Source organism: Arthrobacter sp. AL05 (genome assembly GCF_029960715.1).
Lineage (GTDB): Bacteria > Actinomycetota > Actinomycetes > Actinomycetales > Micrococcaceae > Arthrobacter.
Genome location: NZ_JASBRC010000002.1, coordinates 179,497 through 196,383, shown reverse-complemented (window position 1 = coordinate 196,383; position 16,887 = coordinate 179,497). Strand labels below are relative to the sequence as shown.

The 16,887-nt window shown below is 64.6% G+C and carries 7 protein-coding genes; 6 read left to right on the top strand and 1 reads right to left on the bottom strand.

Annotation, left to right across the window (positions count from 1 at the left end; genetic code table 11):
• Positions 1 to 15 precede the first annotated feature (15 nt).
• Genes QK287_RS03190 through QK287_RS03175 form a run of 4 tightly spaced genes read left to right on the top strand, consistent with a single transcriptional unit; the run spans position 16 to position 4,960 of the window.
• Complete coding sequence (locus QK287_RS03190; protein WP_282359208.1) at positions 16 to 1,248, top strand: oligosaccharide flippase family protein; 1,233 nt, start codon at positions 16 to 18, stop codon at positions 1,246 to 1,248.
• A 4-nt stretch (positions 1,249 to 1,252) separates the two neighbouring features.
• Positions 1,253 to 2,146 (top strand): glycosyltransferase family 2 protein, encoded by an 894-nt coding sequence (locus tag QK287_RS03185; RefSeq protein ID WP_282359207.1) that lies wholly within the window; start codon positions 1,253 to 1,255, stop codon positions 2,144 to 2,146.
• Positions 2,143 to 4,128, top strand: a complete 1,986-nt coding sequence (locus tag QK287_RS03180; RefSeq protein ID WP_282359205.1) for a WecB/TagA/CpsF family glycosyltransferase — start codon at positions 2,143 to 2,145, stop codon at positions 4,126 to 4,128. Before QK287_RS03185 ends, QK287_RS03180 begins: the two co-directional genes overlap by 4 nt.
• On the top strand, positions 4,082 to 4,960 hold the full coding sequence (locus QK287_RS03175; protein ID WP_282359203.1) for a glycosyltransferase family A protein: 879 nt from the start codon (positions 4,082 to 4,084) through the stop codon (positions 4,958 to 4,960). The genes QK287_RS03180 and QK287_RS03175 overlap by 47 nt, the downstream gene beginning before the upstream one ends.
• 141 nt (positions 4,961 to 5,101) lie before the next feature.
• On the opposite strand, the gene QK287_RS03170 is transcribed toward QK287_RS03175, so the two are convergent.
• Entirely contained in the window at positions 5,102 to 6,337 is a 1,236-nt protein-coding gene (locus QK287_RS03170) for an O-antigen ligase family protein (protein ID WP_282359202.1), read from the bottom strand.
• A 403-nt stretch (positions 6,338 to 6,740) separates the two neighbouring features.
• Between QK287_RS03170 and QK287_RS03165 the strand changes: the two genes are divergently transcribed.
• On the top strand, positions 6,741 to 8,270 hold the full coding sequence (locus tag QK287_RS03165) for a polysaccharide biosynthesis tyrosine autokinase (protein WP_282359199.1): 1,530 nt from the start codon (positions 6,741 to 6,743) through the stop codon (positions 8,268 to 8,270).
• Between the two features lie 351 nt (positions 8,271 to 8,621).
• The coding region (locus tag QK287_RS03160) for a choice-of-anchor D domain-containing protein (RefSeq protein ID WP_282359198.1) at positions 8,622 to 16,887 on the top strand (8,266 nt) is incomplete at its 3' end.

Below are 16,887 nucleotides of genomic sequence, written 5' to 3'. Positions count from 1 at the left end.
GCTGAGGGAGGATGCATGAAGACCCAGTTCCTGGTATTGCTGTCGGCACGGGTCTTTGCCACCGGCATGCAGGCCTTGACGTTTATCCTGCTCGCGCGTTGGGCCGGCGTCCGGGACTTCGGGATTGTGGCCGTGATTGCCGGCGTCGGGGCGGTCCTTTTTACCGTCGCCGACTGGGGGCTGTCCTCCTACATTCCCCGGGCACGAGCCAAGGGCCGCGACGCCGAGGTGGCCACCGGACTAAAGATGGACCTGATCGGAAACGCAGCCGCCGGAAGCTTCGCGGCACTGGTCCTCACCGCTGTGGCCGCCACGACCGGCCTCAATCCATGGTTCATCCTGGTCCCGGTGGCACTTGCGCTGGAGCAATTCGTTGAGGTCGGGCTGACGGTTCCGATTGCCGACAAAGCGAAAGCGCCGTTGGTCATCTCGCTGGTGCTGCGCCGAATAACGTCCTTTGGCCTGTTCGTCTCGCTCTACGCCCTGGGCTTTGAGACTATTGCCGCCTATTCCCTCGGAATGATTACAGCCTCAGTGGTGGGAATCGCGCACGTGCTGCGTGTTCTGCACCAGCGGCTGGCCGGCCGGGCGCGCGCCGCGAGCGCCCGGGAGATGTACAAGTTCCTGATCCCGTACTTCCTGGCCAATCTGAGTTCCCAGGCCCGAACACTGGATTCCGCCATCGTTGGGGCGGCCAGCTCCGTTGCCTCTGCCGGGCTCTATTCCGCGGCCTTCCGGCTGATCAACCCGCTGATGCTGGTCTCCGGCTCCATCGTCGCCGTTGTGCTGCCCCACGCGTCACGGCAAGGACTCCCTGAAGCCAAGAAACTTGGCCAGAAGTTGTCCTTGGCGGCTCTCCTTGCCAGCTTGCCGTTGATTCCCGTCATCATCTGGTCCCCGGCAATCGTTGAACTGCTATTCGGGTCCGAGTTTGCTGCAGCCGCCCCGGCCTTTGCTTTTGCCGTCGCGGCACTGCCGTTCCTTTCCCTGGCACCACCGTTGGGAGGACTGCTGCAAAGCCAGGGCCTTGAGGCATTCGTCGCGACCAACGGCATCATCTTCGCCGTCCTGAACCTGGGCGGTGTCCTGCTCGGTGCACTGCTGTGGGGCCCCGCCGGTGCCGCCGCAGGGGTCGCCATTGTCTATTCGGCAAAGTCCCTGGTCCTCTTCGGCCGGCTGCAAACCGCAAAAGCCACCCTAATCATGGTCCCGTCGCAGTCGCGCCTGGCCCCCTCCGGAACGGTGTGATGACGTGAAACGAAACGGCCGCCCCGCAGTGTCCGTCCTTATGCCGGTGCGCAACGGCAGCAAAACCATCCAGTCCGCCGTCAGGTCCACCTTGGCAGCACTGCCACGGGAGGGTCAGTTGCTGGTCACCGACGACGGCAGCACCGACGGAACGCCGGAAATCCTTGGCCGTTTCAGGGACTCTCGCCTCACGGTCTTTCGGAACGAAAAGTCCCAGGGGGTGGCCGCCACGCTTAATGCGCTGCTCTGGCGCGCCGGAACCCCATACATCGGCCGGATGGACGCCGACGACCTCGCCATGCCCTTCAGGTTCGCGGCACAGCGTACCCACCTGGGCAGCGACCACGAAGTGACGTTCACCTCCGTTGTGAACTTCGGCCCGCGAATCGGCAACTGGAAGCCTGCGATCCCGATCGGCATCACCGCAGAAGCCATGCCCTATTTCCTCCTGCTCGGAAACCCGTTGGGTCATTCGGCGATGTACGGCTCCACCGAGACACTGCGCCGCATGTCCGGGTACATCGCCGGACCTGCCGAGGACTACGAACTCTGGATGCGTCTCGCGGCGTCCGGCTATCGGCTACGCCGCACCGCAGTGCCGTTCACCGCCTACCGCCATCATCAGTCCCAGACAACAAAAGAGGCCGACTGGAAGCGCCGGGTGCTGGATGATCCGGCCCTCCGGTCCTCCCACCGGGCCCTTGCAGCGTCCGTTGGCTGGGATGGTCCGGACTTCTTCGATGTTGTCGTGCAGGGAGCGCACGGCACCGGCGGAGCGCGTCTTGTCGCGGAACTCTCGTCCTTTCTGGACGCGGGTTGCGGGCACCTCTCCGGCACGGAGCGCCGTCATCTGGCTCACCAACTCGGCAAGCTAACAGCAAAAAGGGGACCGTCATGATGCAAGACAAAGCGAAGGTCTACGTACTGCACGGCCTGCGCATCGACGATGTCACGCTTGAGGAGGCGGCTGATTCCGTTGTGGATCTCGCCCGCGGCCCCCAGGCGGCGCTTGTTGTCACACCCAACTCGGACCACTTCCTGCGCTGGCAGCGCTCCGCGGCTTTCCGGTCGCTCTATGAGGGGGCGGCGCTTGTCCTTCCCGACGGGTTCCCCCTGCCGCTGATGGCGAGGTTCGAGGGTCACTCCGGTGCCACCCGGTTGACCGGATCCGATCTCTTTATGTCAGCCATGGACCGCGCAGCAACCGAAGGAGTTCCGGTCGCCATTATCGGGGGCAAAGACGGCGTTGCCGAAGCCGCGGCCGCGCGGCTGTCGCTTTCACGCCCGGGCCTGCGCTTCTTCCTCCTCGACTCCCCCTCCCCCGCGCAGCTCGCTGATGACACCTACGTGCGCGGCCTGGCGGATCGGCTTGCCGCCGAACCGGACAAGATTGTTGCGTTGTGCCTCGGCTCCCCCAAGCAGGAGCAGCTGTACCACCAGCTTGCGCGGTTTGCTGAGCTGCAGGGCTGCTTTCTCGGCGTCGGGGCAGCCGTGGACTTCGCGGCCGGAACAGTCCGCCGGGCACCGGCGGCGATCCAAACCCTGGGGCTGGAATGGCTCTTCCGCCTTGTCCAGGAACCTCGGCGGCTGTGGCGCCGCTATCTGCTCGATAACACCCGAATCCTGCCATACGTAGTCCGTTCTGCAGCCTACGGGCTTGCGTTGCGTGCTCGGCCCAAGGCACCCGTCCGCCGGGCGGCCCTGGCCATCGCCGCCCTGGGCTACTGGAACGCGCCCCGCCAGGATCCGGCACCCACGACCGCGGAACGGCCTAAGCGGGTAGTCCTCCACGTCGGGCCGGACGTCACGACCCAAGGCGGTATGGCGTCTGTCATCGCCGAGTACCTGACCTTCGGCATGAGCGACTTCACCATGACCAGCTACGCCACGTGGGCGCCCGGCTCCAAGGCAGGGTCCGTCCTGCGGACGGCAAAGCTGGGTCTTTCGATGATGCGCGGCAAGCACTCCCAGCAGTTCCTCCATGTTCATGTCAGCGAGTCCGGCAGCCTCGTCCGGGAAGGTGCCGTCATCGTTCTGGCCCGGATGCTTGGGATACCCACGTGTGTTTCCCTTCATGGCGCTGATTTCGGCGATTCGGTCAAAAGGTATCCACGGCTGACAAAGGCCGTTCTCTCGCGTGCCTCGCAGCTGATCTGCCTGGGGCCGAAGCAGAAGGAACTTGTGGCGGGCATTGTCCCGGACGTCCCCACCGAGGTCGTTTTTAACCCGAGCGGGCCGGCCCCGGCTGCTTCTCTGGATGCCGCGGGGCCGTTTGGTCCTGCCACCCGGCATTTCGTTTTCGCCGGCGAGGTCGGCACCCGAAAGGGCTTTGACCTGATTGCGGAAATCTGGCCCGGCATTGCCAGGAATCACCCCGATCTCTGGCTGCACGTCTGCGGTCCGGCCGCCGATGTGGACATCTCGCAGCCGCTTCCGCAGACAAGCTATCACGGCACCGTTTCCAGGGCAGAGGTTCAGTCCTTGCTCCGAGGCGCAGAGGCGCTGCTCCTGCCGAGCCGGCGCGAGGTCCTGCCGATGAGCGTGCTCGAATCCCTGCGGTTGGGTGTCCCTGTTGTGGCCTCCCACGCCGGCGAACTTGATTCCGTGCGGGCCTCCTCGGCCGTGTACTACTGCGAACCCCAGGCCTCATCCCTCCAGGACGCCATCGAAGACCTTTTGGCCACCGCCCCGGCGCAGCAGTCGGCCCGCAGCCGGGCCGCAGCCATCTGGAGTGCCGCCCATACTTCCAACGAATCGATTGCCGCGCGGCTGGAACTCGTCTACTCGCAACTGCAGCCCCGCCTCGACGGCGGCGGTTTTGAAAGGACAAATGATGTCGACAGGCTCAGTCACCTGCATCGTTCCGACGCATCGGCGTGATGCCGCGCTGGCCCGGGCCCTTGCGTCAATCGTCGAACAGCGCCACACCCCTGCCGTTGTCGTCGTCGTCGATGACGTGGCTTCCCCGGACACCCGCCAGCTGACGCGGGAGCAAACCGGCCACCCGGACATCACCTATGTGGATAACTCCGGCACACAACGGCCCGGCGCCTCCTCCTCACGCAACGCCGGGGCAGTTCTCGCTTCATCGGAGTACCTGGCTTTTCTCGACGACGATGACCGCTGGGAGGCCGGGTTCCTGGAGCAGTGCGTGGCCAGGCTCGAACTCGGGGACGTTGATCTGGTCACCGTCGCCGGCGCCGTAGAAATCGGGGCGGAGCGCACGCGGCGCCCATGGCTGGGCTCACGCCCGGTTACCGCCCGGGATTGCCTGGCATGGAACCCGGGAGTGACGGGCAGCAACTTTGTGATCCGCCGGACGGCCTTCGAGGACATCGGCGGATTCGACGATACCCTCCCGGTCTTCAACGACTTGGATTTTTTCGTCCGGTACCTTCAATCCGGGAGGCACTACGCGGTTGTGGATGAGGAACTGTTCATTCAGACAGCCGACGGCGACGACCATTTGTCCTCCCGCAGCGCGAGGCGGGCCGCGGGCATCCAGAAATACATCTCGAAGCACAGCTCCCAATTAAACGCAGGCCAGCTCCGTGCCCTTAAACGGGAAGTGCATCTCGCCCAGCGGTACGTGGGCCAGCGCCAGCATCTCGCCGCCTACCATTTCGTCCTGATGTGGGCAAACTCCAGCCCTGCGCAGTTCCTCACGGTGCTCCGGCGAAAGCTTGCCGGAGGCAGGAAAATGTACGTCTAGCCGGTAGGTGCCCGGCGGGTTGGGGCAGGCGCCCGGATCCTTCGACGCGGCCGGGGCGGCGCTCGAAGACCACCAGGGGCCGGTGATCACAGCCGGCGCCAAGTTCCCCGCGGCCCGCCCTCCGGCGGCACTGTTAGGCCGTCAGCTTCTGCCGGGGACTCCAACACCGGCAGAGCCCTGCAGCGCGGAGGGCAGCGCGGTTCCCGGGGCGGGGACCTCCACGGGGCGCCGCTTCTGCGCCGTCTGGGCCAGGATAAAAAGCAGGATGGTCATCGACGAGGGATAGAAGAGGACCGGATCGCTGATGGAGGTGGCAAGGACGTAGATCCATGCGACCAGCTGGATACGGTTTCGGAACGAAACGATCAGGTGGGCCGCAACAACGAGCAGCACGAGCACAAGGGACGCCCAGCCCAGCTCGACGGCCAGCTGCACGTAGGCATTGTGCGCGCCGAGATTGTTTCCGATCCTCAGCGGTATTTCACCCCAGCCGATGCCGGTGGCTTCGTTGCCTTCGAGCAGCCGCAACGCACGCTGCCACTGGCCCAAGCGCCACGCGCCAGAGTTGGAGGCCGCAGCCGGCCCGGCCGCCGTCTGGCTGACAAAATCCAGCCTGCTCAGCAGCGTCTGGCCAACGGTGGCCACAAAGACGCCCAGGACCAGCAGCCCGGCCATCAGCCGCTTGATGTTTCGGGCCAGGAGAATGCCGGCGGCTCCGAAGAGCATCATGGTCGCCGTGATGCTCCCCGTCGTGAGCACGGCTCCGCCGGCCATCAGGAGATATCCGACCCGCCAGGTGTTGAGCTTCTGGGACAACACATAGAGGATGGACAGGGAGAGCGCGTAGGCCGCAAAGTTGGGATGGCCGAAAAGTCCGCCGTACCGAAGGCCGGTGTTTTCGGTGTCCTTGAACGGATGAGGGTACCCAATCAGTGGCTGGGAAAACACCGTGAGGGCACCGACGGTCATAATTCCCAGGAAGATTCGCAGGTTGGCCGCTGAACTGCGCGGAGAATCGCTCGCAACCCAAGGCACCGCAGCCAGCGAAATGAACCGCAGGCAGGCCTCCCAGTTCGGTGACCCATTAAGATTCCCGGTCACAAAGATGGCCGCGGCGAGAACCAGGGGAAGCACTGACCAGCGGTTAAAGGGCAGCTGGCGCCGGATGAGGGCAAGGATGGCGACCAGGCCGAGCCCGGCAATCACCATCACGTTGTCCAGGCTCACCGCTCCCAGCTTGAAGGTGGATGTCAGCAGCGGCCCAACGAGCAGCAGGAGCAGCGCCACCGGCTGCGGATAGCGCAGGGTGAGCACCAGGGCCGCGAGGCCGGCAGGGATCACCAGCACGGTCACGTCCCAGACAGCGGCCCACGACAAAATGACAACCGCGACGAAAGCGGCGGCAACAGCCGCCGCACCCCTTACGTCAGTGAATCTGCGGGTCAGCACGACGACCGCGAGAGCATAGAAATCATTTGGTGTCGCTACCCCCCGGGCCGACTCATTCGCAGCAGAAACGGAACTTGTTAAGACCCTAGCGCCGGACCGCCGGCACAGCCATGAGTAGTTCGGCCGGTTTCTACTTGTTAGCGCACAAAACCACTACCTGTTTGTTGGCCCAACTCCCTGCTTTATCCGGATTCCATTGCCACCTCGCTGGGCCTGCGGATAGGTTCTGAACATGCAGGTGCCGCACTCGCGACCGCCCCTCATGGCGGCGGCCGAAGGTCTTCGCGGAGACACAACTGGTCTCGAAAAATCATCCACTCGAGGGGGAAAATTGGAATTAGGCGATTACGGTCGGCATTTGCGCCGCAACTGGATACTCATCCTGGTGTGCATTTCCTTAGGCTTGCTGTCTGCAGGTGCCGCCTCCGCGGCGATGGCACCGGTGTACAAGTCCACCACCAAGCTGTTCGTGGCGATTCAGAATTCCGGGTCCGTTTCAGAACTGCAGCAGGGAAATAACTTCAGCCAACAGCGCGTGCAGTCGTACGCCATCACCGCCGCGACGCCGCTTGTCCTGCAGCCGGTGGTCGACGGCCTGGCCCTTCCCATGAGCGCCGCCGAGCTCGGTTCCAAGGTGGCCATCACGGCAGAGCTGAACACTGTTGTCCTGACCATCACGGCCAGCGATGAATCCCCGGAACGCGCCACGGCAATTGCCCGTGGGGTAGGACAAAGCCTGATTGAAGCCGTTGATACCCTTGAGACGGCTGCTGACAACGGAAAATCGCCGTTGAAGCTTACGGTGGTCACACCGGCCGATATTCCGTCCGAGCCGGCTTCACCGAACACCCGCCTGAATCTCGCCATCGGCTTTATTGTCGGGTTGGCCCTCGGGATCGGACTCGCCGTCCTCCGAACGATACTGGACACGAAGATCCGCGGCGAAGCCGACGTCCGCCGCATCAGCGACCTGCCGGTCCTTGGCGGAGTTCCTTTCGACAATACGGCCAGCAAAAAGCCCCTCATCGCCGCAACAGCGGGAAGTTCACCGCGGGCCGAGTCATTCCGGCAATTGCGGACCAACCTGCAATTTACCCACGTCAGCAATAAGTCCAAGACGGTGCTTGTGACCTCATCGGTGCCCGGGGAAGGCAAAACCAGCACCAGCCTCAACTTGGGCATGACCATGGCTCAGAGCGGCCAGTCCGTGGTAGTCGTCGATGCCGACCTCCGCCGTCCACGGCTGGCCGGCTATCTCGGCATGGAGCACGCAGCTGGCCTGACAACCGCATTGATCGGCAAAGCCCGGCTCGATGATCTCCTGCAGCCCTACGGTGAACACGGGCTGCATGTGCTCACATCCGGCCAGATCCCGCCGAACCCGAGCGAGTTGCTCGGCTCGGACGCCATGAAGGAGATCCTCCAGGAACTGGAGGCACGGTTCGACGTTGTGATAATCGACGCTCCCCCCCTGCTCCCGGTGACCGACGCCGCAGTTCTGTCGCAGGAAGTGGGTGGTGTGCTCCTTGTGGTCGGCGCCCGGAAAGCGCGTATAGCCGACGTGAAAAAGGCAATTTCTTCCCTGCAGATGGTCAATGCGGGCGTGCTGGGGGTAGTGCTGAACCGGATGCCGTCGAAGGGGCCGGATGCCCACCGTTACGGCTACGGAACCTATGGGCCAACACCCCGCACGCTCAGGGCCGCCGCTCGAAAGGAACGCCGGCGCAGCAAGGAAGCCGCCGCGGCGGCCCGTGCGCCAAGGCCGGTAAACGTGCCCGCACCCGGCACACCGCCGCAGGACACTATTCCAGTCCTGGTTGATGGCCAGCGGCGCGGAGCCAGGGCGGGCCGTACATCCTGAGACGGCGCCCTGTCCGACCCCCTGAAAGGGGCTGACCGGCACTAGCCGGTTGGCCCTTTTTCGTGCGCCCTTTTACTGCAGGGGACCGTGTATTACCTAGGTAGCTTCGTGATGCTACTTGCTTCAAAAAGCTCCTTACGTGTCTTTTCCAGCGGGTATGTTCAGCCGTCCGCAGGCCTGAGAGATTGTTGAAGTGAAGTGGGCCACGAATCGGCTGCAGTGACGTCAATGACGCCGGAAAACACACTGCCAGCCTTCCTAAAGCCGCTCTGCAGAGGTCTCGATTACTAGGATGGCCCGCCGCGCCTCGCGCCGGCCGGCCAACGAATGTTTTGTGGGGAAGGACAGCCTGTGTCTAGAAAAGCCGTCAATGCCGTGGACCCGCGGACCCGTGGGTGGCTCCACCGAGGAACCGCAGTTATCGCCACCACCGCAGTCCTCGCGGCGACGCTTTCAGCGACTACCGCGAGTGCAGCCCCGACGGCTGTGTACCCCGCCGATCCCGCACAGTGGGACAGCTCGCCTTACTCTCCGCTGCCCCCAAACGGGGTCGCTGCGGCCGGCAACACCGTATCCCTGGACTTCGCGGGGATATCAGGCGGCCTGCAGACCCCCGACGGCGCCGGGACCGGTTTTACGTCCGTGCTTCCCTCGGCTGCCACAGGCAGCACACCCTACTTCGCCCGTGAAAACCTCGCCACCGCGAACGGCGCCCTCAACGTCGTCGCCACACCGGGAACGGTGTCAGGAGCCGCGAACGACCAGGACAACGCGCTGGGCGTAGGACTCAAACTGACCACGAGGACACTTCGGCTATCCACCACTGTGATCAGTCCCGCGGATCTTGCCGGTGGCGCCCAGCTCGGCCTATGGTTCGGTCCGAACGACGATAACCTCGCGACCCTGATGTTGGGCGGCGGAGGAACAGCCGGCGAGCGCCGAATCGAGCTCAAGCGCGAACGGAACGGCGTGTCCGAGCCCGCCACCACGGCTGCGCCGACGTCCGCGGATCTGGTATCAGTCGGCACCAGCCAGAACCTCATCGGGAACCGTCCGGTTCAGCTGACCCTGGACGTGAACCCTGCCGAGAACTCCCTGATCGCCGCCTATCAGATCGGCGCTGACGCACCCGTTCCGGTGGGACGGCTGGACCTGCCGGCAAATTTCATCGACGGTTCCGCCCTCAAGCCGTCGCCCCTAACGGACGTCGCAACTTTCGCCGGGATCCTGGCCAGCAGGGGCGCGTTGCCCGCGTCCACACCCATGACGGCAGTGTTCCAGGACTTCGCCTCGGCTGAACTGCCCGCAGCGGCCGCAACCACCGCCACGCCGGTGCCGACCGCGACGCCAACCACCACCGCCACGCCGGTGCCGACCGCAACGCCAACCACCACCGCCACGCCGGTGCCGACCGCGACGCCGACCCCAACCGCCACGCCGGTGCCGACCGCAACGCCAACCACCACCGCCTCGCCGGTTCCGACCCCTACCGCCACAGCCACTACGGTGCCGGCGCCGACGATCAGCTCCACCCCTGTGCCAGAACCGGCCGCCGCCCCCTCCGCCACCGCCGTGAACAACAGCTCGTGCCTCGCAGGCGAATGGCAGGTGCAGTATTTCATCGGTACCTCCTTGGCCGGGTCCCCGGTTCGCGCGGATTGTGATGCCGATATTGGCTTCAATTTCACCGCCGGCTCCGGACCTGCCGGCGTTGGTCCCGAGCAATACTCGGCCCGCTGGGCTAAGACGATCACCTCCGGTGCCGGGACCTACAGCTTCACCACACGGGCCGACGACGGACTTCGACTGACAGTTGACGGCCGGACGATCGTTGACCAGTGGGTTCAGCAGTCCGCCTCTGCAGTCAAAACCACCGATGTTGTCCTTGCCGACGGTCCGCACCTGGTAACCGTGGAGTACTTCCAGGCCTACGGTGACGCTCTGATCTCTGTGGGCTACTCCAAGGACGGGGTGGACAGCGAGGCGCCCATTGCGCCAACGCAGCTCGTCGCCACCGGTGGGTCCGCTGGCGTCGATCTGGCCTGGACAGCCAGCCGCTCCCGCGACGTCACGGGCTACCGGGTCTTCCGGGCCACCAGCAGCGGCGTCGACCTGAAGGGACTGCCGCTGACCGGGACGGAAACCCTTGCAGGCACTTCCTTCAGCGACGTCTCCGCCGTTTCGGGGACGACCTACTATTACGCGGTGACCGCCGTTGACGGCGCCGGGAATGTCTCCGCGGGTTCGAACGAAGCAGCCGGACAGCGGACATCGTCGGCCCGTGCCACGATCCAGGCCCTGGACGTTACTCCGCCACCGGCGCCGGCGGCGCTTTCAGCGGTTTCCGGCGACACAAAAGTAACGCTGAGCTGGACCGCTTCCGCCGCCGCGGACCTTGCCGGTTACCGTGTCTACCGTTCGCTGCAGCCGGTCGTTGGCGATACCGGCTCCCTCCTGTCCGGCTCGGCGCTCGTCACGGGCACGGGCTACACGGACACCACCGCCACTAACGGGACCACGTATTTCTACGTGGTCACTGCCGTGGACCTGTCGGCGAACGAATCCGGCCCCTCCAATGAGGCCCACGCCGTTCCGGTGGTACCCAACACGACCAATATCAAGGTCGACTTCACCACCACATCAGGCCTTCCGGCACCCGGCTACGCCGCTGACTGGGGCGAATCCTTCGGTCCGCGCACCGGACCCAACCAGGGCACGGGCTTGACCTACGGCTGGAAGACCCCGGACGGAAATCCCTTGAGCCTGGTCGGCAATGGCCGTGACAGGGGCCGGGTAGGCATCGACGACCGGCTCGATTCCATCCTGCACATGCAGTACGGCGACGACCCAGGCACTAACGGTGTCAAAACCGAAGGCGTCTGGGAAGCCTCGGTACCGGACGGACTTTACCGGGTGACGATCGCGGCCGGGGACATGGCGTTCGCGGCAGGGTACAACTCCGTTCATGCCCTCAACGTCGAGGCGGGCGTCGGCATTGAGAAGTTCCAAGGCACAGCCGGTCAGGAGTACCAGACCACGACCGTCGTCGTCGGTGTTTGGGACGGCGCCCTCACCGTGACCGCCGCGGGCGGAACCAACACGAAGATCGCCTACATCGATATCGTCGGCATCGAGCGGGCGCCCCATGTTGACACGATGCGCCCGGACAACCGCTCAACCGGGCAGGATCCCACCGACGGCGTATCGGCAACCATCCGCGTCCCCTACGCCGGCGTGGGTGTGGATGCCACAACACTGCCCGGCAACGTGCACCTCTACGAAACATCCACCGGCGTCGAGGTGCCGTCATCGACCGGAACCTCCGGTGGCAATGATGTGATTTCCACCCAGGCAAGCAGCCCATTAAAGGCCAACACAAGCTACCGCTTCGTCGTGACCGGCAACGTCAAGGACAACTACGGTGCCGCATTCGTCCCTTTCACTTCTGTCTTCACCACCGGTTCCGGTGGAACGAGTACCGGGGCGAACTACTCACCCCTGACCGGGGTGTCCTTTGACAAGGTCGAACAGCCGGTGGCGGCAGGGAAATACTGGTCATCGATGGCGTTCGGCCCGGACGGCAAAATGTATGCGTCCACCATCGGACAGGGCCTCTTCCGGTTCACGGTTGCAGCCGACGGATCCCTCTCCAACATGGAGAGCCTGGGTTACCCGGGCCGTGCCATCATCGGCCTGGTCTTCGACAAAACCGGAACGGCAGCCAGCCCGAAGCTGTGGATCACGTCAACCAGTGCCAACACCTTCAACGAACAAGGTGAATGGATTTCGGGCGTCAGCATGCTCTCCGGGGCCTCGCTGCAGACCGAGTCCAAGGTCTTCACGGGTCTCCCCCGTTCCCAGGCTGACCACCTCACCAACTCGATGGCGTATGGCCCGGACGGGCGGCTGTACTTTATGCAGGGATCCAACCAAGGCGCCGGCGACCTGGACAACTCCTGGGGCCAGCGAGGCGAGAAACTGCTCACAGCGGCCACTCTGGTCTTCGACCCGGCCGACCCGGCCGTGCAGCAGGCCATCTCCACCGCGACGCCGATCAGCGTGCAGACCTCCGGAGGGGGAACCTACAACCCCTACGCGGCAGGTGCGCCACTGAAGATCTATGCCACCGGCATACGCAACGCCTACGACCTGGTGTGGCACTCCAACGGCCACTTGTACGTGCCCACGAACGGAACCGCCGGCGGCGCAAACTCCCCCGGTGTCATCAAGAACTCCAACGGCACGTACACCAGGGTGGCGGCGGCCGGGATTCCCGGATTCAGCTCCGTCAACGGTCTGGACGTAACCTCCCAGTGCCTGCGCCGGGGATACACCGGCGGCTCGGTTCCCGCGATCGGCAACCAGCCCACCCAGCGCGACTTCCTCTTCGACGTCGTGCAGGGAGGCTACTATGGCCATCCCAACCCGGAACGCTGTGAGTGGGTCCTGAACGAAGGCAACGACCCGGCGAATCCGCCGGTGTCCCCCGGCCAGGGCGGCACTAAATACCCCTCCGGCACCAAAGCCGACCCAAACTACCGGGGTTTCGCCTATGACCTCGGCTTCAACAAGTCGCCCAACGGGTCCATCGAGTACAAGAGCAGCTCCTTCGGCGGCCAGCTCAAAGGCCGGCTTATTGTGACCCGGTTCTCCAACAACAATGACCTCTTGTTTATGCAGGTGGACCCCGCCACCGGCAAGGTCCTCGGCGAACAGACCTCACTGGGAATCACCGGGGTTCCCAACTCCGCAATCGGCAACGTCGACGGCTTCAACGACCCCCTGGAAGTCGTGGAAGATCCCAAAACCGGCAACCTGTACGTCAACCAGTACGACCGCAGCGGCAGTAACCAGGCCATGTTCCTGCTTCGGGTACCGGCCGGCCAGCAAGCCGCGCCGCTCACCTCTTCGGCGCCCGAGATGGTCTTCTCGGCGGTCAAGAGCACCACGGGAGCCACGAAGTCCGTCACCATCACCAACACCGGGTCCGCTCCCGCGGCCTTGGGCACCAGCATCGCCGGGGCCAACCCGGGCGAGTTCACCACCACAGGCGGGAACGGGACCACGCTGGCTCCAGGCGCCACCGTCACCATCCAGGCGACCTTCAAACCAGGTACCACCGTCGGACAGCGCTCAGCGGTCCTTCGCATCACAGCCGGTGGCAACGCACTCGACGTCGGACTCTATGGCCTGACGATGAACGGCATTGAGGGGCTGAACGAACCAACCCTCCAGGACGTCGTCGGGACCCTCGGGTACAAAATCAACGTAGGCTGGAGCAACCTCGAAGGCGGCACCCAGGCCATTGCCAAGGGTGACGAGCTGCTGGAGCCGCTGTTCGTCAAGTCCGGCACCGGAGCCGTCTCAATGACGCCCCTGGCCCAGTACGCCCCCAAGGAAGACCTCCCGTTCGGTTGGTACACCGGGGATGGACGGCCCGCAGAGCTGCACAAGCTCGGCTCGATCGATACCGCCGGCTATCAGTCACTGCTTCCGCCGTCCTCGCCCGGAACGGTGAAGACTTTCGATCCGGGAAGCCAGAGCTTCGGGCTGTACTACTACTCCAACGCATTCCTGCGGACCGGCTACACGGAGGACCGGCTCAACACCGGCGGCGTGGCCCACCGCGCCCGGGTGTACCCGGCGAAAGACCGCGCCGGAGTGGCCATCGCCAACAGCTACATTGTGGCTTTCGAGGACGCCAGCAACGGCGACTTCCAGGACTACGTTTTCCTGGTCACTGGTCTGCGTCCCGCCACCGCCGCTCCGGTCGGTAGCGGAGCCTTCAAGGTCAACTTCTCCAATCTGGCGGCCGGTCTGCCCACCGGGTACCTCCGCGACTTCGGTGAGCCGTTTGGCCCCCGGACCCGCACCGACCAAGGCACGGGCCTCAGCTACGGCTGGAAGAGCCAGGCGACAGGTTCCCCGATCGACCTTTCCACGGCCGGGACTGCGGGTCCCGGGAACGGCCGGCTTCGCAGCACCACCCAGCCGGACCTGCGCCTGAACACCTTGATGCATATGCAGTCGGCGGACCTGGCAGCCTTCAACGGCCTGTCCACCTACGCCTTCTGGGAGGCGGCGGTCCCCAACGGCGACTACGACGTGACGGTGGCTGTCGGAGATGCTGCACCGCAGACGGCGCCGGAGTTGCATTCCATCAATCTGGAAGGCAAAAAGGTCATCGACCGCTTCGCCCCGTCCGGTGCCGCAGGCAGCGACACCCGGCACAACACCGCTGTGACCCGGGTGACTGTGACCGACGGTTTTCTGACCGTTGACGCCCTCGGCGGTACCAACACCAAGATTGATTACATCGATGTCGTTCCGGCCCCTACCGATCCCGGTGGCGATCCGACGGTCGGCGCCCAGGTCAAGGTGAATTTCCAGACTGCCGGTGCTCCGACGCCGGCCGGCTGGACCGCTGATACCGGAGCAGCCTTCCAGGCCCAGCGAAAGTTCGGCTGGCTGGTCGGCACAACGCCCACTGACCGGAGCGCCGCCACCCGGTACCGGACTGCGGCCACACCCGGAATCGCATACCCGTCGGATCCGCTGCTGCAGTCGCTGAACACGATGGGCCCCGCAAGCAACGTGACAACCGGGATATGGGAGTACGAGCTCCCAAATGGCACCTACACGGTGGCAGTCTCGGCCGGCGACGCCGGCTACCTTGACTCGACGCACGGGATTGCTGCCGAAGGGCAGCCGCTGATCGCCACTTTCGTTCCCACCGGAACATCGCCTTTCCAGACCGGATCACGGCAGATTACCGTCGCAGACGGCAAGTTGACCTTGTCCTCCAGCGGCACTAACTCCAAGATCAACTGGGTGTCGATCAAGGGTCCGGGCCTGGACACCCAGCCGGCCACAGTTCCCACGGCCGCGTACAACTTCACCTTGCCGGGAGCCATCACCCCCAGCGGGTGGACCGCCGACACCGGTGGGATGTACGACGCCCGCGGCTTCGGCTGGCTGGTCAACGGCACCCCGACGGACCGCACGCTGGAAGCAAGAAACCGCACGACCGCGGCTGCAGGGATCACCTTTCCCTCGGATCCGCTGCTGCAGTCACTGATTCAGATGCAGACGGCCAGCAAGGGCGGCACCGATGGCGTGTGGCAGCGCGCGGTTCCCAACGGCAGTTACGAAGTCAGTGCCTCCGTCGGCGACGCGGGCTATCTTGACTCCACACATGCCTTGAATGTCGAAGGCACCGCACTCGTTGCACCGTTCACCCCCAGCGGCACGGCTCCCTTCAAAACGGGCACCACCACCGTAAACGTCACCGACGGTATGCTCACCCTTTCCCCGGCCGGAACCAACACCAAGATCAACTGGGTCACCATCAAGGGCGCCAACCTGCTGAACCCGGTGATCTCGGTGACGGTCAACGGGCAAACCCTTGCCGGTGACTACGCCGGGGGCCAGGCGACTGTTTCCCTGGGTGGACAAGCTTCCGCCGGTTCCCAGATCACCACACTGAGCTACGCAGTCGACGGCGCACCAGCCGCCGGCTACAGCGCCCCGTTTAGCATCGGCAACGGTACCCACACCCTGGTGGTTACCGCCGTCGACGATGCCGGCCGGACCTCAACGCGCAGCGCGTCCTTCGTGGTCCAAAATGTCGGCGGGACGCTGACACTCAGCAATACGCAGGCAACCCGCCGGGCCGGACAGCCCGTCCCCGGCTTCTACGACGACTGGCTCGTGATGCACCGGCTCAACAGCGGAGTCGTCCAGCATAAGGTGACGGACTCCGCCACGGTAACCCTGAGCAACACCGGTGACAAGGATCTGGTCATCACCAAAATGGCGATCACCGGAACCGGGGCCAGCGGATTCGTCCTCGCCGCACCCCCGGTATTGCCCCTGGTCATCGGTCCCGGCGGCTCAGCGCCGTTGACGGCGCAGTTCACGGAAACCGCCGGAAGCAAGGGAGTCCGTGCCGCCCAGCTGGAGATCAGCTCCAGCGACACCGTGTCCGCCGTCAAGACCGTCCAGCTGCGCGGCATCTTTATGACTGCACCCGAAGGAACGAACGAACTGACGCTATCCCAGATCAGCCAGGCCTTTGGGATCACCACCGCCTACGGGACCCTCGCGCCGGGCGCCCAGATTCCTAACTCTGCACTGAACGGAGACGAAGTCCGTTCCCCGTTCTGGAAGCGCGCGGACAGCACCAAAGCCGTGACCGTCCGTCAATTGGCGTCCTTCCATGGCTGCTGCAGTTCCGGCGAGAGGATCGACATTGACGGCACAGCCGCTGACGCCAGCGGGCTGTACGCCCAAACCATCCTGCCGCTCAACCTCGGGGTGACCGGTCCGCTCGAGTTCGATGCGAATCCGGCCGGCGCGTTCCCCCTCAAAATCGCGGGCCAGTCGACCGATAACAGCAATTACCTTGCCGTCAAGACCTGGCCGGTCAGGGACAGGGCAGGCCAGCTGGTCCCCGGATCCTACGTTGTAGCCCAGGACTACATGTACTCGGCGAACGACTGCACCGCGGGTTCAGCCAACTGCGACTACCAAGACAACGTCTATCTCATCACTAACATCATTCCCGCCGGTGCTCCGGACACCACGGCGCCAGCGGCCCCCGCCGGGCTGAGCGCAA